Origin of the sequence: Rothia nasimurium, assembly GCF_928392795.1 — a bacterium.
Classification (GTDB): Bacteria; Actinomycetota; Actinomycetes; order Actinomycetales; family Micrococcaceae; genus Rothia; species Rothia nasimurium_F.
On the sequence record NZ_CAKMTJ010000001.1, the window covers coordinates 58639 to 76536 of the forward strand.

Annotated in this window: 25 protein-coding genes; 24 read left to right on the forward strand and 1 reads right to left on the reverse strand. The window is 58.3% G+C overall.

Features of this window, described 5'->3' with window-relative positions; all coding sequences use genetic code 11:
- Window positions 1-2: 2 nt before the first annotated feature.
- On the reverse strand, window positions 3-3233 hold the full coding sequence (locus L6963_RS00235; protein WP_237206210.1) for a hypothetical protein: 3231 nt from the start codon (window positions 3231-3233) through the stop codon (window positions 3-5).
- A 491-nt stretch (window positions 3234-3724) separates the two neighbouring features.
- On the opposite strand from L6963_RS00235, the gene rpsJ reads away from it, so the two are divergent.
- The 24 genes from rpsJ (at window position 3725) to rlmN (ending at window position 17666) form a co-directional block, all read left to right on the forward strand.
- Window positions 3725-4033, forward strand: a complete 309-nt coding sequence (rpsJ, locus tag L6963_RS00240) for a 30S ribosomal protein S10 (RefSeq protein ID WP_068169589.1) — start codon at window positions 3725-3727, stop codon at window positions 4031-4033.
- 14 nt (window positions 4034-4047) lie between these two features.
- Complete coding sequence (gene rplC, locus L6963_RS00245; protein ID WP_135012885.1) at window positions 4048-4704, forward strand: 50S ribosomal protein L3; 657 nt, start codon at window positions 4048-4050, stop codon at window positions 4702-4704.
- Window positions 4705-4710: 6 nt separating this feature from the next.
- On the forward strand, window positions 4711-5334 hold the full coding sequence (gene rplD / locus L6963_RS00250) for a 50S ribosomal protein L4 (RefSeq protein ID WP_237206211.1): 624 nt from the start codon (window positions 4711-4713) through the stop codon (window positions 5332-5334).
- On the forward strand, window positions 5334-5645 hold the full coding sequence (gene rplW, locus L6963_RS00255; protein ID WP_135012887.1) for a 50S ribosomal protein L23: 312 nt from the start codon (window positions 5334-5336) through the stop codon (window positions 5643-5645). Before rplD ends, rplW begins: the two co-directional genes overlap by 1 nt.
- 39 nt (window positions 5646-5684) lie before the next feature.
- Window positions 5685-6521 (forward strand): 50S ribosomal protein L2, encoded by an 837-nt coding sequence (gene rplB / locus L6963_RS00260; RefSeq protein ID WP_135012888.1) that lies wholly within the window; start codon window positions 5685-5687, stop codon window positions 6519-6521.
- Between the two features lie 12 nt (window positions 6522-6533).
- Entirely contained in the window at window positions 6534-6815 is a 282-nt protein-coding gene (gene rpsS / locus L6963_RS00265; protein WP_083090719.1) for a 30S ribosomal protein S19, read from the forward strand.
- Between the two features lie 65 nt (window positions 6816-6880).
- Window positions 6881-7246 (forward strand): 50S ribosomal protein L22, encoded by a 366-nt coding sequence (gene rplV, locus L6963_RS00270; protein ID WP_083090720.1) that lies wholly within the window; start codon window positions 6881-6883, stop codon window positions 7244-7246.
- A complete protein-coding gene (rpsC, locus tag L6963_RS00275) occupies window positions 7247-8044 on the forward strand; it encodes a 30S ribosomal protein S3 (protein WP_185174281.1) in 798 nt (265 codons plus the stop codon).
- Complete coding sequence (gene rplP, locus L6963_RS00280) at window positions 8045-8461, forward strand: 50S ribosomal protein L16 (RefSeq protein WP_135012890.1); 417 nt, start codon at window positions 8045-8047, stop codon at window positions 8459-8461.
- A gap of 2 nt (window positions 8462-8463) precedes the next feature.
- On the forward strand, window positions 8464-8697 hold the full coding sequence (gene rpmC, locus L6963_RS00285; protein WP_083090723.1) for a 50S ribosomal protein L29: 234 nt from the start codon (window positions 8464-8466) through the stop codon (window positions 8695-8697).
- A 5-nt stretch (window positions 8698-8702) separates the two neighbouring features.
- The gene (rpsQ, locus tag L6963_RS00290) at window positions 8703-8975 is read left to right on the forward strand and encodes a 30S ribosomal protein S17 (protein ID WP_083090724.1); all 273 of its coding nucleotides are present in this window, start codon (window positions 8703-8705) and stop codon (window positions 8973-8975) included.
- A gap of 411 nt (window positions 8976-9386) precedes the next feature.
- Complete coding sequence (rplN, locus tag L6963_RS00295) at window positions 9387-9758, forward strand: 50S ribosomal protein L14 (protein ID WP_135013742.1); 372 nt, start codon at window positions 9387-9389, stop codon at window positions 9756-9758.
- A 3-nt stretch (window positions 9759-9761) separates the two neighbouring features.
- Window positions 9762-10097 (forward strand): 50S ribosomal protein L24, encoded by a 336-nt coding sequence (gene rplX, locus L6963_RS00300; RefSeq protein WP_185174282.1) that lies wholly within the window; start codon window positions 9762-9764, stop codon window positions 10095-10097.
- A complete protein-coding gene (gene rplE / locus L6963_RS00305) occupies window positions 10097-10657 on the forward strand; it encodes a 50S ribosomal protein L5 (RefSeq protein ID WP_135013744.1) in 561 nt (186 codons plus the stop codon). Before rplX ends, rplE begins: the two co-directional genes overlap by 1 nt.
- Before the next feature lie 69 nt (window positions 10658-10726).
- Window positions 10727-11125: a 30S ribosomal protein S8 gene (gene rpsH, locus L6963_RS00310; protein ID WP_135013745.1), complete on the forward strand. Its 399-nt coding sequence runs from the start codon at window positions 10727-10729 to the stop codon at window positions 11123-11125.
- 24 nt (window positions 11126-11149) lie between these two features.
- A complete protein-coding gene (rplF, locus tag L6963_RS00315; protein ID WP_237204775.1) occupies window positions 11150-11686 on the forward strand; it encodes a 50S ribosomal protein L6 in 537 nt (178 codons plus the stop codon).
- Between the two features lie 2 nt (window positions 11687-11688).
- Entirely contained in the window at window positions 11689-12048 is a 360-nt protein-coding gene (gene rplR / locus L6963_RS00320; RefSeq protein WP_135013747.1) for a 50S ribosomal protein L18, read from the forward strand.
- A complete protein-coding gene (gene rpsE, locus L6963_RS00325; protein WP_135013748.1) occupies window positions 12048-12731 on the forward strand; it encodes a 30S ribosomal protein S5 in 684 nt (227 codons plus the stop codon). Before rplR ends, rpsE begins: the two co-directional genes overlap by 1 nt.
- Entirely contained in the window at window positions 12731-12940 is a 210-nt protein-coding gene (gene rpmD / locus L6963_RS00330) for a 50S ribosomal protein L30 (protein ID WP_135013749.1), read from the forward strand. Before rpsE ends, rpmD begins: the two co-directional genes overlap by 1 nt.
- A gap of 2 nt (window positions 12941-12942) precedes the next feature.
- Window positions 12943-13395, forward strand: a complete 453-nt coding sequence (gene rplO / locus L6963_RS00335) for a 50S ribosomal protein L15 (RefSeq protein WP_135013750.1) — start codon at window positions 12943-12945, stop codon at window positions 13393-13395.
- Window positions 13396-13615: 220 nt separating this feature from the next.
- Window positions 13616-14926: a preprotein translocase subunit SecY gene (gene secY / locus L6963_RS00340; RefSeq protein ID WP_185174286.1), complete on the forward strand. Its 1311-nt coding sequence runs from the start codon at window positions 13616-13618 to the stop codon at window positions 14924-14926.
- A complete protein-coding gene (locus tag L6963_RS00345; protein WP_185174287.1) occupies window positions 14923-15486 on the forward strand; it encodes an adenylate kinase in 564 nt (187 codons plus the stop codon). The genes secY and L6963_RS00345 overlap by 4 nt, the downstream gene beginning before the upstream one ends.
- A 110-nt stretch (window positions 15487-15596) precedes the next feature.
- Window positions 15597-16430, forward strand: a complete 834-nt coding sequence (gene map / locus L6963_RS00350; RefSeq protein ID WP_237206212.1) for a type I methionyl aminopeptidase — start codon at window positions 15597-15599, stop codon at window positions 16428-16430.
- A gap of 54 nt (window positions 16431-16484) precedes the next feature.
- Window positions 16485-17666, forward strand: coding sequence for a 23S rRNA (adenine(2503)-C(2))-methyltransferase RlmN (gene rlmN, locus L6963_RS00355; RefSeq protein WP_237206213.1), 1182 nt, complete (start codon window positions 16485-16487; stop codon window positions 17664-17666).
- The last annotated feature ends 232 nt before the right edge of the window (window positions 17667-17898 follow it).

The window sequence follows — 17898 nt, forward strand, 5'->3', positions numbered from 1 at the left end:
GTCTATTGATGCTTAGCCCAGGGGATAACCGGAGTCTCACGATTGCCCTGGCTCTGAGGCTGGACCTGGTTCTGAGGCTGGCTCTGGCTCTGGGCTTGAGGCTGCATTGCAGGTTCTTCTGCCCGAGCAAGGAGCCGCCAGATAACGAGCCCCATGAGAACAAAGCCCAGGAAGAGGAGCGACCAGGCATTTAAACCGTCTAAGACATAGAGTACCTGGTAGGTCAGCAGTAGAGCCGTGAGGGGAGGAGCCAACTTTTTCCCTACCATGGCGGAGGCCCCGAGAAGCGTGCCGGTGGTAGCAAGCAGCAAAATCGTATCGTAGGGGGCTAGATAGGGATAGTTGAAAGGGAGAATGAGCAGGCTATAGAAGACCTGGGCGCTAAAGGCTAACCAGAAAAGACGGGCAGGGCGATTGCTCAGACGCGGGACGCCAGCAGGCTGGGCACGCATCCATATCGGTAGCACATCAGGGCGGCCTACCATGGCCAAAAGTGCACAGCTGAGGGTAAGGGCCTGGAAGAAGTAGAACACCCCGTTATCCATATCGTGATAGAGCAGGGTCTTCAGGAGCAGGCTATTGAGCCCTAGAAGCAGGATTGCGGGCCGGGCGGCAGGGGAGACCAGCAGGAACCAGGCTAGGGTAAAAAGCAGAACAAGAAGCAGCGAGAGCGGCAAGCTTTCATCGGCGAAGTAGGGATAGACCCCGGTGAAGTGAGCGATAATCAGGCCGGTGAGTGACATGGCCCGGTTGTGCTGGTAGCCCCACCGTCCTAGCGGGTCAGCAGGGCGTACATGCAGAGGCACACGACCCGGAACAGGAGGACGGGCAGCTTGTGCTGCTGGCAGCAGAGCCGCTCCCAGGGTAGTAATTACTAGAATACTTGCCGTAATCCACGTCAAAACAGCGACGTTGCTGAGGCTTGTGAGCCCCCATAGCAGGGTGGCTAGGCCCACGGTGAGGGCAACCGAGATAAGGGCTGACTGGGCAGCAAGGACGCCCTGGGTGCGGGGTGCTCGCAGCCAGATGAGAGCAAGCACTAGGAGTATGAGGGAGCCAAGAGCCGTGGCGGGGTTCCAGTCTGTATCTATAAGGAATAGGCCCACGGCAGCAGAAACCCAGCTTAAACAGAGAGCCACCATGCACTCCACCGGGCTCTGAGACGGAGTTCTGCGAGATAGCAAGAGTATGGAACTGGCAGCCAGGAGAGCAGTAATGCTCAGGAAGACCAGTAGCAGGGTGCGGCCAGTGAAGGAAGAAAAACTCATCACGATGACAGCTGCGCCCACTAGGTAAATCCTAAAGGTAACCAGGGCATGAGAACGTGCTGGGGAAATCAGCAGGGGGAGGGCAGCAAGGATGCCCGTTGCCGCGATTGCCAGGGCGAGGAGAGTGTACTCAGCCGGTAGGGGGCCTGCGCACAGCATGATGAGAGCCAGGGGTACAACCACATAGAACGTGGTCAAAAGCCCTACCGGTTCAAGGCCGCCAGGGGAGCGTAGCTGGGCTGGGGCGTCCTTACTGTAGGGAGAAGTGTGGGGAGCAGCAGACCTACCTTGCGCTCTGTGGCTACCCAGAGCCCTGCTCAGGGTGAGAAGGGCAGCGCAGAGGGTCAGCCCGGTATAAATACCGAGTCCAAGGCTATGAATTCCGTACCCCATCGGTTCGGTATGAGCCATGAAGGTCAACGAGACTGAGGGGCGGGTCGTAATAGCTGCCGTCGTTCCGAGGAGGCCCGCGAGGAGAACAAAAAAGGGAAAGGTCTGGGAGATGGGAAGATGCCTATGGGGTGCAGCAGGTTTTGTTGCCCGGGAACGCAGGAGCAGCTCGGCCAGGAGATAGCTGGCAGATGCTCCTGCCGCCAGAAGGACTAGCCCAAGGTAACGGGGACTGCCCGCTACGAACCCTAGAGCAAGAACCGCGACAGCAGTGAGCGTGAGCGTGGAGAACTGAGTCCAGCGGACGGAGCGCAAGCTGGTAGCGTTGCGGACGTCGATCGCTTGAGCACTACCGCTCGCTGCTGGCAGGCAGAAAGCCCCAAGCAGGAGGAGAGTAACCGCTAGGGGAGCCGGCGGTAGAACGAAAAATCCTACCCACGCCAGAGCTAAGGCACCTAGGGGAAGATGCTGACTGAGCTGGGTGCGGTAGGCCAAAATACCGAGAGAGGCGCAGTTGGCGAGGCTGATGAGGCCCAGAAGCACAGTGCTTGAAAGATTCTCCTGCGTGAAAGAAGTCAGCGGTGTTGCGGGAGCGGTATCAATAAAGGTGGGAATTGCCTGCATCTGGTCTATGAGCCATGCGAGAGCAGAAGCAAGGAAAGGCTGGGCTAGTGCCCAGGTGATCCAAGCATCAATGTCCACCCGCCAGGGTAGGGGAGGCCTGGCCCCAGCCAGTACGAGCGCACTTGCCAGTAGGAAAAAGGCAACAGGAATAGAGAAAGGCAGCGGGGTGACGCTGCGTTCGTGAAGCCACAGAGCTAGGGCAACTACCGCTAGAAAGGAATAGATGCGGGCCTGGAGGTAGTAGAGCCAGGTGGGCGGCTGCCTGAGCTGGGTTCCCGCATAAAGGGTCGCTAATGCCGCAATGATGCTGATTTCCCAGGGCGCCAGGCTGGTGTAGAAAAGGGCGGCGCCTACAGTTGCTGGAACGAAGATACGAGAAGCATCGAGAAAACCCGCGGCAAGTTGAGTAGGCATGCGGTCTTGGAAGGCCCGCAGCCAGAGAGTAAGGGCGGTTGCAAGGACGAGGAGAGCAACGAAATACCAGATGAGTGCGACCTGCAGGTTCTTTGACATGGCCAGGACGTCAGAGACCAGAAATGCTAGGGCCAGGTAGCTCATAACCCGGGCTTGCATTAGGGCTAGGGCGCCACAGGCGGCAAGAGTGCCGATGCAGGAAACCAGTAACCAGAGTAGAGGCCCTGACTCCGGCCAGATGAGGGTGTAGAAAGCGAACCCGCATAGCGGGATAAGAGCTAGGGCCGTACCGGTAAAAGCGTAGGACGCCAGCCGCAGCTTGGGAACCCAACGAAAGGTGCCCAGCCCCGCTGTATAGAAGAGGGCGGCAAGAGCAGACAGCAAAAAGGCCTGTTGCGGCGCTGTGGCCAGAGAGGTGGCCAGAAGCCCGGCGGCGCTGATAATCAGAAGACTGCCCAGGTATAGACCGATATTAAGCAGGATATTCTCACTAGAGTGTCGGTGAGATTGGGGCCGGAAATCTGGGTGTGTGCTCATAGCTTTATCCTAGTGAGGACGCGCACTGTTGCTCGGTATATGACAGGCTTCTTCCCTCTTCTATGCAGTGCGCGGACGCCCGCGATTGAGTAGAAGATGAAAGAAACAGCGGCCTGAATGTGGGGCTGGGCACTTCACACAGAAAAACCTTGCGGGGAGCCCTGGACTCTGGCAAGATGGATAACGTTGTTCAAGCGCTTACCCTTTGAAAGTAGCCCTGATTCCTTCTTGAATCGAGTGAAGGTAAGCCCAAATATGACCCAATCGATCAGTTCGAGGGAAAAGTGCGCTCCTTTTTGCCCTGGCGAAAAAGCGACACGCCCGAGTTCGGGGGTCGGTGCCTCGGTAGGGTGAGGAACCCGGCAAACGTCGGATTCAGCCTACGCAGAGGTGGCGCGAAAGAGACGAAGAATCATCTCTTTACCTCAAGCGCCAGATAAAGGAGCAACCGCTCCGTTACAGGGAAGTAGACAAGAAAGAGAGTCCGACAGATGGCGGGACAGAAAATCCGCATCCGTCTGAAGTCATACGACCACGAGGTCATTGATTCTTCAGCTCGGAAAATCGTTGAGACAGTTACGCGTGCAGGCGCGACGGTAGTAGGCCCCGTGCCGCTGCCCACCGAAAAGAACGTTTACTGTGTTATCCGTTCGCCTCACAAGTACAAGGACAGCCGCGAGCACTTCGAAATGCGCACGCACAAGCGTCTGATCGACGTCGTTGATCCGACCCCCAAGGCTGTTGATGCCCTCATGCGTCTTGACCTTCCGGCAGACGTAAACATCGAAATCAAGCTGTAGAGGATCGCATCTAAATGACTAACAAGTTCGAGCGCCAGGTTAAGGGCCTGCTGGGCACCAAGCTTGGCATGACCCAGGTCTGGGACGAAAACGGCAAGTTCGTGCCCGTTACTGTCGTCAAGGCCGATTCCAACGTTATTACCCAGCTGCGCAACGCTGAGACCGATGGCTACGAAGCTATCCAGATCGGTTTCGGTGCAATCGAAGCTCGCAAGGTAACCAAGCCCCTCGCCGGTCACTTCGAGAAGGCAGGCGTAACTCCTCGCCGTCACCTCGTTGAACTGCGTACCTCAGACGCCGCTGAATACTCACTCGGTCAGGAACTGACCGTTGAGCTCTTCGAAGCTGGCCAGAAGGTCGACGTAGTTGGCAAGACCAAGGGTAAGGGCTTCGCCGGTGTTATGAAGCGTCACGGCTTCGCAGGTGTAGGTGCATCACACGGTGCCCACAAGAACCACCGTAAGCCCGGCTCAATCGGTGGCGCATCATACCCCGCACGCGTTTTCAAGGGTATGCGCATGGCAGGCCGTATGGGCGCTGCACGCCACACCACCATGAACCTCACTATTCAGGGTGTAGACGCCGAAAACAACGTTCTTCTGATCAAGGGTGCTATCCCCGGTCCTAAGGGCGGCGTTGTTCTGGTTCGCACCGCTGTGAAGGGAGCCTAATAAACCATGGCTGTCAAGACCGTAAAGGTAGACCTGCCCGCTGACATCTTCGACGCTCAGGCCTCTATTCCCCTGCTTCACCAGGTAGTAGTAGCCCAGCTCGCAGCAGCACGCCAGGGTACCCACAAGACCAAGAACCGCGGCGAAGTTTCCGGCGCAGGTCGTAAGCCTTTCAAGCAGAAGGGCACCGGCCGCGCACGTCAGGGCTCAATCCGTGCACCCCACATGACCGGTGGTGGCATCGTACACGGCCCGACCCCGCGTAGCTACGCACAGCGTACCCCCAAGAAGATGATTGCAGCTGCACTGCGCGGCGCTCTCTCAGATCGCGCTCGTCACGACCGCGTTCACGTTGTCGAAACCCTGGTAGAAGGCACCAAGCCCTCCACCAAGGCAGCTAAGGCAGCAATCGCAGAGATCACCAGCCGCAAGAACGCACTGGTTGTCATCGACCGCAAGGACGACCTGGTAGCACTGTCAGCACGCAACCTTGAGAACGTTCACGTCATCTATGCAGATCAGCTGAACACCTACGATGTTCTGATCTCAGACGACGTCATCTTCACCAAGGATGCCTACGACGTATTCGTCGCAGTTGCTTCCAAGGCTAAGAAAGAGGCTGCTAAGTAATGTCTGTTACCACCTCAACTTTCAAGGATCCCCGCGACGTGATCATCGCTCCCGTCGTGTCGGAAAAGAGCTACGGTCAGCTCGACGAAGGTAAGTACACCTTCCTCGTAGACCCCCGCTCCAACAAGCTGGAAATCAAGCAGGCCATCGAGACCATCTTCGATGTCAAGGTTGCTTCCATCAACACCGCTAACCGTCAGGGCAAGCGCAAGCGCACCCGCTTCGGTTGGGGTGCTCGTAAGAACACCAAGCGTGCGATTGTAACCCTCAAGGAAGGTTCAATCGACCTCTTCGGCGGTCCGGCTGCATAAGCACCGGAGACCACTTTAGCGAAGGAAAGAAATATCTAAATGGGTATTCGTAAGCACAAGCCGACGACCCCGGGTCGCCGCGGCTCGAGCGTCTCAGATTTCGCAGAAATCACTCGCTCAACCCCGGAAAAGTCCCTGGTTCGTCCGCTCCCCAAGAAGGGCGGCCGTAACAACACCGGTCGCATCACTACCCGTCACAAGGGTGGTGGCCACAAGCGCCAGTACCGTCTGATCGACTTCCGTCGTCACGACAAGGACGGCGTCGACGCACGCGTTGCACACATCGAGTACGATCCCAACCGTACCGCCCGCATCGCTCTGCTCCACTACGTTGATGGCACCAAGCGTTACATCATCGCCCCCAACAAGCTCGCTCAGGGCGACATCGTAGAGTCAGGTCCCTCTGCCGACATCAAGCCCGGCAACAACCTGCCCCTGCGCAACATCCCCGTTGGTACCGTGATTCACGCTGTTGAGCTCCGCCCCGGTGGCGGCGCCAAGATGGGCCGCTCCGCTGGCGCATCCATCCAGCTGGTCGCTAAGGAAGGCAAGTACGCCCAGCTGCGTCTGCCCTCCGGCGAAATCCGCAACGTGGACGTCCGCTGCCGCGCAACCGTCGGTTCCGTCGGTAACGCCGAGCAGTCCAACATCAACTGGGGTAAGGCCGGCCGTAACCGCTGGAAGGGCATCCGCCCGACCGTCCGCGGTGTCGTCATGAACCCCGTTGACCACCCCCACGGTGGTGGTGAAGGTAAGACCTCAGGTGGCCGTCACCCGGTTAACCCCAACGGTAAGCCCGAGGGTCGCACCCGTCGCCCCAACAAGGAAAGCGACAAGCTCATTGTTCGTCGCCGTCGTACTGGCAAGAAGCGCTAAGGAGCCTGAAACATGCCTCGTAGTTTGAAGAAGGGCCCTTTCGTTGATCAGCACCTTTTTGTAAAGGTTGCAGCTCAGAACGAGAAGGGCACCAAGAACGTTATCAAGACTTGGTCCCGCCGCTCGATGATTATCCCCGACATGCTCGGTCACACCATCGCAGTGCACGACGGACGCAAGCACGTACCCGTGTTCATCACTGAGTCCATGGTTGGTCACAAGCTCGGCGAGTTTGCGCCCACCCGTACTTTCCGTGGCCACGTTAAGGACGACCGCAAGGGTAAGCGTCGCTAAGCTACGGTTCACCCCGTACCTTAGAAACGTTTTCCTTTCGGCAATAGACGAAAGAGAGATAGGCAATGGAAGCCAAGGCAACTGCGTCTTACGTACGCGTTACGCCTATGAAGGCACGCCGCGTCATCAACCTTATCCGTGGTAAGCAGGCGGAAGAGGCTCTGGCGATTCTGAAGTTCGCTCCTCAGGGCGCATCAGAACCGGTATACAAGATCGTTGCATCAGCTGTTGCAAACGCTCGCCAGAAGGCCGCCCAGCAGGGCGTCCCCTTCAAGGAAGAAGAGCTGTTCATCAGCGAAGCATACGCGAACGAAGGTCCCACCATGAAGCGATTCCAGCCTCGTGCCCAGGGCCGTGCGTTCCGCATCAACAAGCGCACCAGCCACATCACCGTGGTAGTCGCTACCCCGGAGAAGGAGGAGGGCCGCTAAATGGGTCAGAAAATTAACCCCAACGGTTTCCGACTTGGCATCACCACCAACCACGTCTCAAAGTGGTTCGCTGACTCCAACAAGGAAGGCGAACGCTACGCAGACTTCGTTCGTGAAGATGTAAAGATCCGCGAACTCCTGTCCAAGGGCATGGAGCGCGCAGGCATCGCCAAGGTCGAAATCGAGCGTACCCGTGACCGCGTCCGTGTGGACATCCACACCGCACGTCCCGGTATCGTTATCGGCCGCCGCGGCACCGAAGCTGACCGCATCCGCGGTGAGCTCGAGAAGCTGACCGGCAAGCAGATTCAGCTGAACATCCTCGAGGTTGCTAACCCCGATCTGTCAGCTCAGCTGGTTGCTCAGGGCATCGCAGAACAGCTCGCTTCACGCGTTGCTTTCCGCCGCGCCATGAAGAAGGCAATCCAGTCCGCACAGCGTGCAGGCGCCAAGGGTATCCGTATCCAGTGCTCCGGCCGTCTGGGTGGCGCTGAAATGTCACGTTCCGAGTTCTACCGCGAAGGCCGTGTGCCCCTGCACACCCTGCGTGCGAACATCGACTACGGCTTCTTCGAAGCAAAGACCACCTTCGGCCGCATCGGCGTCAAGGTTTGGATCTACAAGGGTGACCTCACCGACAACGAGCTTGCTGCACAGCAGGCCGCCGGTAACCGTCGTGGCAACGGCCGCGGTGGCGACCGTCGTCGCGCAGGTGGCCGTGGTCCCCGCCGTGAACGTCGTTCCGACAACGCTTCAGCACCCGCTGAGGCTAAGACTGCAGAAAACGGTGAGGCATAAATGCTAATTCCCCGTCGAGTAAAGTACCGCAAGCAGCATCACCCCAAGCGTTCAGGTATGGCTAAGGGTGGCACCGAGGTAGCGTTCGGCGAGTGGGGCATCCAGGCCCTGACTCCCGCATACGTCACCAACCGCCAGATTGAAGCTGCACGTATTGCAATGACCCGTCACATCAAGCGTGGCGGTAAGGTTTGGATCAACATTTATCCCGACCGTCCGCTGACCAAGAAGCCTGCTGAAACCCGTATGGGTTCCGGTAAGGGTTCACCCGAATGGTGGGTCGCAAACGTCAAGCCCGGTCGAGTCATGTTTGAACTCTCCGGCGTATCCGAAGAAGTGGCTCGTGAAGCTATGCGCCTCGCAATCCACAAGCTCCCGATGAAGGCACGCGTTGTGCGTCGCGAAGGTGGTGAATAGAAATGGCAGTTGGATCAAAGGATCTGAGCATCGACAAGCTGGCAGAGCTCTCCAATGAGAATCTGGTAGAGAAGCTGCGTGAGTCGAAGGAGGAGCTGTTCAACCTCCGTTTCCAGGCAGCCACCGGTCAGCTTGAAAATCCCGGTCGTATCCGCTCGGTCAAGCGCGACATTGCACGTATTTACACCGTGCTGCGTGAACGCGAGCTCGGTATTCGTCCCGCAACCGAAGGTTAAATCACATGAGTGAAGTAAAGACTGAAGAGCGCGGCTACCGCAAGACTCGCCGCGGCTACGTAGTGTCCGACAAGATGGACAAGACTGTAGTCGTTGAGGTCGAGGACCGCGTAAAGCACGCCCTGTACGGCAAGGTTATGCGCCGTAGCTCCAAGATCAAGGCACACGACGAGCAGAACACTGCTGGTATCGGTGACCTCGTTCTCCTGGCCGAGACTCGTCCGCTCTCCGCTTCCAAGCGCTGGCGCATCGTCGAGATCCTCGAAAAGGCTAAGTAAACACTCCGTTTACTAAAGCTACGAGCTAGCTAGAGCTCCCCTTCCCCCTCAAATCGAGGGGGAGGGGAGCTCTCTGTTTTTTTAAGGGTGCTATCTCACTGCCTAAGAGTGGTGCATCTCTCTAGGCTGGCAGCGCCTGCTGTGGTAAAGTTTTCATTCTGTGTGGTTCTCTATGCCCACACAACCACGGTTCTTTTCGTGCCACAGCATAATGCCGCTCATAACGCGGGGTTCGCCCGCTTACGCGGGTCTAGATGTTCGTCGGCATGATAGGGGCCCAGGCGTGTCCGCCAACTCTTCAACTCACTCATGGGCTGTGAGAGACCGGCGCGTCAACATCCCGTAGAAATGTTCCGCAAGGCTGGCTCACAAAATACCGTGTGTCGGAACCGGCGAGACGACAGGAGAAATATGATTCAGCAGGAGTCACGACTCAAGGTTGCTGACAACACCGGTGCGAAGGAAATCCTGACCATCCGTGTTCTCGGTGGCTCAAAGCGTCGTTACGCAGGCATTGGCGACATCATCGTCGCAACCGTCAAGGACGCAATCCCCGGCGGTACCGTAAAGAAGGGCGACGTTGTTAAGGCAGTAGTCGTCCGCACCAAGAAGGAAGTTCGTCGTCCCGACGGCTCCTACATCAAGTTCGACGAGAACTCAGCAGTAATTCTCAAGAACACCGATGGTGACCCCCGTGGCACCCGTATCTTCGGACCTGTTGGCCGCGAACTGCGCGACAAGAAGTTCATGAAGATCATTTCACTTGCTCCGGAGGTGCTCTAACTCATGGCTAAGATCAAGTCTGGCGACCTGGTACAGGTTATTTCAGGTGCAGATAAGGGTAAGCAGGGCAAGGTTCTGAAGGTATTCCCCAAGACCGAGCGCGTGCTGGTTGAAGGCGTCAAGATCGTCACCAAGCACAACAAGGCTAACCCTATGACCGGCGAAGCTGGCGGCATCGAAAAGGTTGAGGCACCGATTCACGTTTCAAACGTTGCAATCGTTGATCCCGAGACCAAGAAGCCGACCCGCGTTGGTTACCGCCTCGAGACCGTAGAGCGCAATGGCAAGGAACGCACTGTTCGCGTTCGCGTTGCCAAGAGCTCGGGTAAGGACATCTAATGACCGAAGCAAAGATTACCCCTCGTTTCAAGACTAAGTTCAACGAAGTAGTCACCCCCGCCCTGCAGGAAGAGTTCAAGTACGAGAACGTCATGCAGGCACCGAAGATCGTTAAGGTCGTCGTTAACATGGGTGTTGGTGAAGCTGCTAAGGACGCGAAGCTCATGGATGGTGCTATCCGCGACCTCACCGCTATCACCGGTCAGAAGCCGCTCGTTACCCGCGCGAAGAAGTCCATCGCACAGTTCAAGCTGCGTGAAGGTCAGCCCATCGGCGCACACGTCACCCTCCGTGGCGATCGCATGTGGGAATTCCTCGACCGCCTCGTCACCCTGGCACTTCCCCGTATCCGCGACTTCCGCGGCCTCTCGGACCGCCAGTTCGACGGTAACGGTAACTACACCTTCGGTCTGACCGAACAGTCTATGTTCCACGAAATCGATCAGGACTCAATCGATCGTGTACGTGGTATGGACATCACCGTAGTAACCACCGCAAAGACCGACGATGAAGGCCGTGCGCTTCTGAAGGCACTCGGCTTCCCGTTCAAGACCCAGTAACGACTACGTTATAGGTCCGCACCGAAATCTACGGTGAGGAAACCATAACGAGGAAGGGCTCAGCCCACCATGACTATGACAGATCCTGTCGCAGATATGCTGACCCGTTTGCGCAACGCAAACTCAGCACATCACGACACCGTGTCAATGCCTTACTCCAAGCTCAAGGCTCGCATCGCCGAGATCCTCAAGGCTGAAGGCTACATCGCTGACTTTAAGGAAGAGGAAGCAAAGGTCGGTAAGACCCTCACCCTCGAACTGAAGTTCGGCCCCTCACGTGAGCGCTCCATTGTAGGCGTTCGCCGCATTTCCAAGCCGGGTCTGCGTGTATACGCAAAGTCCACCAACCTGCCCCAGGTACACGGTGGCCTCGGCATCGCAATCCTGTCAACCTCTTCAGGTCTGCTCACTGACAAGCAGGCTGCGAAGAAGGGTGTTGGCGGCGAAGTCGTCGCTTACATCTGGTAGTCGGTAGAAGAGAAAGGAAGAAGAATGTCACGTATTGGACGTCTCCCCATCTCGGTTCCTGCCGGCGTTGAGGTAAAGATCGACGGCAACGTAGTTGCTGTTAAGGGTGCAAAGGGCGAGCTGACCCACGAGGTTGCTGCTCCCATCACTGTTGCACTCGAAGACGGTGTTGTCACCGTTTCCCGCCCGAACGATGAGCGTGCATCACGTTCACTGCACGGCCTGACCCGCACCCTGATTCAGAACATGATCATCGGTGTTACCGAGGGCTACTCCAAGAAGCTCGAAATCGTTGGTACCGGTTACCGCGTAACCGCTAAGGGTTCCGACCTCGAGTTCGCACTTGGCTACTCACACCCCATCATCATTGAAGCACCCGAGGGTATCAGCTTCGCTGTTGAGGGCGCTAACAAGCTGACCGTTTCCGGTATCAGCAAGCAGCAGGTAGGCCAGGTAGCCGCTAACATCCGCGGTCTGCGCAAGCCCGATCCCTACAAGGGTAAGGGTGTTCGCTACGAAGGCGAGCAGATCCGTCGCAAGGTCGGAAAGGCTGGTAAGTAACAATGGCTGTAAAGACTAAGTCAGCACAGCGCGCACGCCGTCACGCACGCGTCCGCAAGTACGTTTCAGGCACCGCAGCACGCCCCCGCCTGTCCGTCACCCGCTCAGCTCGTCACATGTTCGTTCAGGTCATCGATGACACCAAGGGTCTGACCCTGGCATCAGCTTCCACCATGGAAGCAGACCTACGCGCAGCAGAGCTGGACAAGACCGCTAAGGCAAAGCGCGTCGGCGAACTCGTCGCCGAGCGTGCCAAGGCAGCAGGCATCGAAGCAGTTGTCTTCGACCGCGGTGGTAACAAGTACCACGGCCGTGTCGCAGCAGTTGCAGAAGGCGCACGCGAAGGAGGTCTGGCACTCTAATGAGCGAGCAGACTGTAAACGAAAAGGAAACTCAGGTGACTGAAGCAACCGCAGAAGCTACCGCTGAAACCTCCGAGAAGCGCGAAGCCCGCCGAAACGAGCGCGGCGAACGCCGCGGCAACCGCGGTGAGCGCCGCAACAACCGCGGCCGCGAAGAAGAGAAGGACAAGTTCATCGAGCGCGTTGTCACCATCAACCGCGTCTCCAAGGTCGTCAAGGGTGGTCGTCGCTTCAGCTTCACCGCACTCGTCGTTGTTGGTGACGGTAACGGTATGGTTGGCGTTGGCTACGGCAAGGCGAAGGAAGTTCCCGCAGCTATCTCAAAGGGTGTAGAAGAAGCAAAGAAGAACTTCTTCCGCGTACCCCGCGTTGAAGGCCGCACCATTCCTCACCGCGTTCAGGGTGAAGCAGCAGCAGGCGTAGTTATGCTCCGCCCCGCTACCGCTGGTACCGGTGTTATCGCTGGTGGTCCCGTTCGTGCCGTACTTGAGGCAGCAGGCATCCACGATGTTCTGTCCAAGTCACTCGGTTCATCGAACCAGATCAACATTGTCCACGCGACCATCGAAGCACTGCGTCAGCTCGAAGAGCCCGTAGCAGTTGCTGCACGCCGTGGTCTTCCCCAGGACGAGGTTATCCCCGGCTTCCTGCGTGTCGCTCAGTCTGAAAAGGCAGGTGCGTAATGACCGGTAAGCGTATTCAGCCCAGCGACGCAAAGCTGGAAATCACCCAGATCAAGTCCTACGTCGGGGAGAAGCAGAACATGCGCGACACCCTCCGTTCCCTGGGCCTCAAGCGCCCCGGCAACAAGGTTGTTCGCACTGCTGACCCCGTCACCTGCGGCATGATCAACACCGTAGCTCACCTGGTTCAGGTTGAGGAGGTCAAGTAAAGATGGCAAACAACGACGCTATCAAGATTCACGATCTGCGCCCGGCTCCGGGTGCCCACAAGGCTAAGACCCGCGTAGGCCGCGGTGAAGGCTCAAAGGGTAAGACCGCAGGTCGCGGTACCAAGGGTACCAAGGCACGTTACCAGGTTCGCGCCGGCTTCGAAGGTGGTCAGCTTCCGCTGCACATGCGCCTTCCCAAGCTGCGCGGCTTCAAGAACCCCTTCCGCACCGAGTACCAGGTTGTTAACCTGGACCGCATCGCGGAACTGTTCCCCGAGGGCGGCGACATCACCGTTGACGCTCTGGTAGCAGCTGGCGCAGTTCGCAAGAACGAACTGGTCAAGGTTCTGGGTACCGGCGAAATCTCAGCAGCCTACAACGTAACCGTTGACAAGGTTTCTGAGTCAGCTAAGGCCAAGATTGAGGCTGCTGGCGGTTCTGTAACCGTCAAGTAGTTCCATGACGTACCGGGGGTATCCCTGGGGACGGCAAACTATTGCGGGGTGCCCCGCTCACTTCGGTGGGTGGGGCACCCCGCTTTTTCGCTCTGAGAGCCTGCGCTACACACGATTGAGCATTAAGCGATAGACTGGAGAAGATTGTGTAATCGCCTCGACCACTTGTTCAATCAGGAACCTCGAGGCACCTCAAAATTTTTGTCTCACAGGAGGACATGTGCTGACCGCTTTTGGACGGGCCTTCAAGACGCCCGACCTGCGTAATAAGCTGCTGTTCACCCTGGGTATTATCGTGATTTACCGTGTGGGCGTCTTCATCCCCGCCCCCGGTGTCTCCTACGGAAATGTGCAGCAGTGCCTGTCGACCGTTACCGCAACCGGTGGCGTTTACGACATGATTAACCTCTTTAGCGGTGGCGCCCTGCTCCAGCTGTCGATTTTTGCCCTGGGCGTTATGCCTTACATTACCGCGAGCATTATTGTTCAGTTGCTTCGCGTGGTCATTCCCCGCTTCCAGCAGCTCCATGAGGAAGGTGCCCAGGGGCAGACCAAGCTGACCCAGTACACCCGTTACCTCACTATTCTGCTGGCCTTGCTGAACGCTACCACCATCGTCTCGTTGGCTCGTTCCGGTATGCTCCTGCAAGGTTGCACCCTGCCGATCATCCCCGATGATGGTATCTGGAACATTCTGCTGATTATTACCGCTTTGACCGCAGGTACCGGTGTGGTCATGTGGCTGGGTGAACAGATTACTGAAAAGGGCGTGGGCAACGGTATGTCCCTGCTAATTTTCACCTCAATCGCAGCGTCCTTCCCCTCCGCTTTTGGTTCCATTCTGCAGACCCAGGGTTGGGGCATCTTCTCCGCAGTTGTAGCGGTCGGCCTGCTGGTCATCGTAGCCGTTGTCTTCGTTGAACAGTCCCAGCGCCGCATCCCCGTTCAGTACGCCAAGCGAATGATTGGCCGCCGCACCATCGGCGGTACCACCACCTACATTCCTCTCAAGGTCAACATGGCCGGCGTTATCCCCATCATCTTCGCTTCCTCCATGCTGATGGTGCCCGGCCTCATCGCCCAGTTCAACACCCCCTCAGACGGCTCAGCCCCGCCTGAATGGGTCAACTGGATCAACACCTACCTGGTCATGGGCGATCACCCGCTCTACATGACCCTCTACTTCCTGCTCATTCTGGGCTTCGCCTACTTCTACGTTTCCATCACCTTCAATACCGAAGAAGTTGCGGGCAACATGAAGAAGTACGGCGGTTTCATCCCCGGTATCCGCGCAGGACGCCCCACCCAGGAGTACCTGAGCTACGTGCTCAACCGTATTACCCTGCCTGGCGCCATCTACGTAGCAGTACTAGCGCTCCTGCCGCTGGTAGCCTTCGTCCTCTTCGGCGCCAACCAGAATTTCCCGCTCGGCGGTGCCTCACTGCTGATCGTTATCGGTGTCGGTCTTGATACCGTCAAGCAAATCGACGCCCAGCTCCAACAACGCAACTACGAAGGACTACTACGATGAACCGTTTGCTCATCATTGGCCCTCCCGGCGCCGGTAAAGGCACCCAGGCCGTCAAAATCGCTGAAAAGCTGAACATCCCCGCTATTTCCACCGGTGACATCTTCCGCAAGAACATCAAGGAAGAAACCGAGCTGGGCAAGGAAGCTAAGAGCTACATTGACTCTGGCAACCTGGTTCCCGACTCAGTCACCAACCGTATGGTGCGCGCCCGCCTGGCAGAGGATGATACCGCTAACGGCTTCCTGCTCGATGGCTACCCCCGCAACACTGCCCAGGTCGGTGAACTGGATACAATCCTGGCAGACATGGGCCAGGAAATCGGCCAGGTTCTCCTGCTGGTTGCTGACAACGACGAACTGGTCGAACGTCTGCTGGGCCGTGCCGCTAAGGAAGGCCGCTCAGACGACAACGAAGAGGTCATCCGCCACCGCCTCAAGGTCTACGAAGAAGAAACCGCACCCCTCGTAGCTATCTACACGGAGCGTGGCCTCGTGACCGAAATCGACGGCCTCGGAGAGATCGACGAAGTCACCACCCGAATCATGGACGCACTCAAGTAAACGTCCGCTGCACCTGTGCCCCCGGTCATTGCGGGGGGCACAGGTTTTTAAAGCAGACTGGTGTAGTTTGACTCCACCACGCCCCACAAACCTAGCCAGGAAAGAGCACTATGCGCCGCATCGAATACAAAACAGACCGCCAGCTTGCTGAAATGGCCAGAGCAGGTGTGATCACCTCCCGCGCCCTGGACGCAGCGGTAGCAGCTGCCGCCCCCGGCGTCACCACCGCCGAACTCGATACGGTCTTCCGCGGCGTCCTCGCTGAACACGGCGCAGGCTCCAACTTCCTGGGCTACTACGACTACCCAGCAACCATCTGCACCTCAGTCAACGACGAGGTCGTTCACGGAATCCCCGGACCCCGCGTCCTGCACGACGGAGACATAATCTCCATTGACGGCGGTGCTACCGTCCAGGACGCCCGCGGCACCACCTGGCACGGCGACTCAGCCCGTACCGCCCTCATCGGCGAGGTCTCAGAGGCCCGCCGTGAGCTCTCAGAAATCACCCGCGCAGCCCTCTGGCACGGTATCGCAGCCCTCGCCACCGCCAAAAAAATTGGTGAAGTCGGCTTCGCCATCGAAAACTTCGTTCGAGAAGAAACCGGCGACAAATACGGGATCATCGAAGACTTCGTAGGCCACGGCATCGGTACCTCCATGCATATGGCCCCCGACGTCCTCAACTACGCCGCCCGCGACCTCGGCCCCCGTGTCAAAAAGGGCATGGCCTTCGCCATCGAACCCATGCTCGTGACCGGTGGAATCGAAACCGTTACCCTCGAGGACGACTGGACCATCAAAACCGTCGATGGGGGAGACGCCTGCCAGTGGGAACACTCCGTCTGCGTGCACTCCGAAGGTATCTGGGTTCTCACCGCAGAGGACGGCGGCGCCTCCGAACTCTCCAAACTCGGCGTCACCGTCAAACCCATCCCCGCCTAAACCTCGTAACCTGCCCCTCCGCGTCCGCCCCGCATCGCACCGAAAGCAGCAGCCATGACCGAAACCACCAGCGTCCCCCTGGAAATCTCCAGCGCCCGCCCTGAACCCGGCCAAATCATCCTCAAAGCCCCCCGCCGCGGCAAACCCCCGCGCCACATCGCAGACTTCGACATGGCCGGCCGTCGCGCCTTCCTCGAAGAACTTGGCTACAAGCCCTTCCGAGCCGCCCAGCTCTCCAAGCACTACTTCGAACGCCTCGTCAACGACCCGGCCCAGATGACCGACCTGCCCGCAGCAGAACGCGAAAAAATGGTCGCCGACGCCATGCCCCAGCTGCTCACCACCGTCCGCACCCTCGAAGCCGACGGCGGCGACACCCTCAAAGTCGTCCACCGCCTCTTCGACGGAGCCCTCGTCGAATCCGTCATTATGCGCTACGACAACCGCGTCACCATGTGCATCTCATCCCAAGCAGGCTGCGGCATGAACTGCCCCTTCTGCGCCACCGGCCAGCAGGGCCTCACCCGCAACCTCTCAACCGCCGAAATCGTCGAACAGGTCATCGCAGGCGCCCGCTACCTCAAAAACATGAAGGGCCTCGAACAGGCCGAAGGCGGCTCCGAAGACACCCGCCCCCTGCGCGTCTCCAACATCGTCTTCATGGGCATGGGTGAAGCCCTCGCCAACTACAAAGCCACCATGGGAGCCGTCCATCGCCTGATTGACCCCGCCCCCGAAGGCCTGGGCATCTCCGCCCGCGGTATCACCATGTCCACAGTCGGTCTCGTCCCCGGCATCCGCAAATTTGAGCTAGAAAAACTCCCCATCACCCTAGCCCTCTCCCTCCACGCCCCCGACGACGAGCTCCGTGACGAGCTCATCCCCATCAACCAGCGCTGGAAAGTCGACGAAACCCTCGACGCCGCCTACGACTACTACAGGACCACCGGCCGTCGCATCTCCATCGAATACGCCCTCATCCGCGACATCAACGACCAGGGCTGGCGCGCCGACCTCCTCGGCAAAAAACTTGCCTCCCGCGGACGCGGCTGGGTACACGTCAACCCCATTCCGCTGAACCCCACCCCCGGCTCCAAATGGACAGCCTCCCGCAAGGGCGTCGAACAAAACTTCGTTGAACGCCTACGCGCCCACGGCATCCCCACCACCGTACGCGATACCCGCGGAAGTGACATCGACGGTGCCTGCGGCCAGCTGGCAGCTAAAGAAGACTAAACGAAATACGCAGGACAGGACGCTCCTTAGCCGACTAACCTTCTTGACCTCGCGCCGGGGCGCTACTGATTTACGACCCGCCTTGCGGCGGATTCCGTTCGCTCCTATGTGCTCGCGCGCTCGCACCCGCTCACTTCATCCCAGCCAGCAGGCTGACAGCGCATCCGCCGCGCTTAGCGGTGTGGAGTCAGGTCAGCTTGCTACGGGAGCGCCCTGCCCCTGCGCTTAAGCC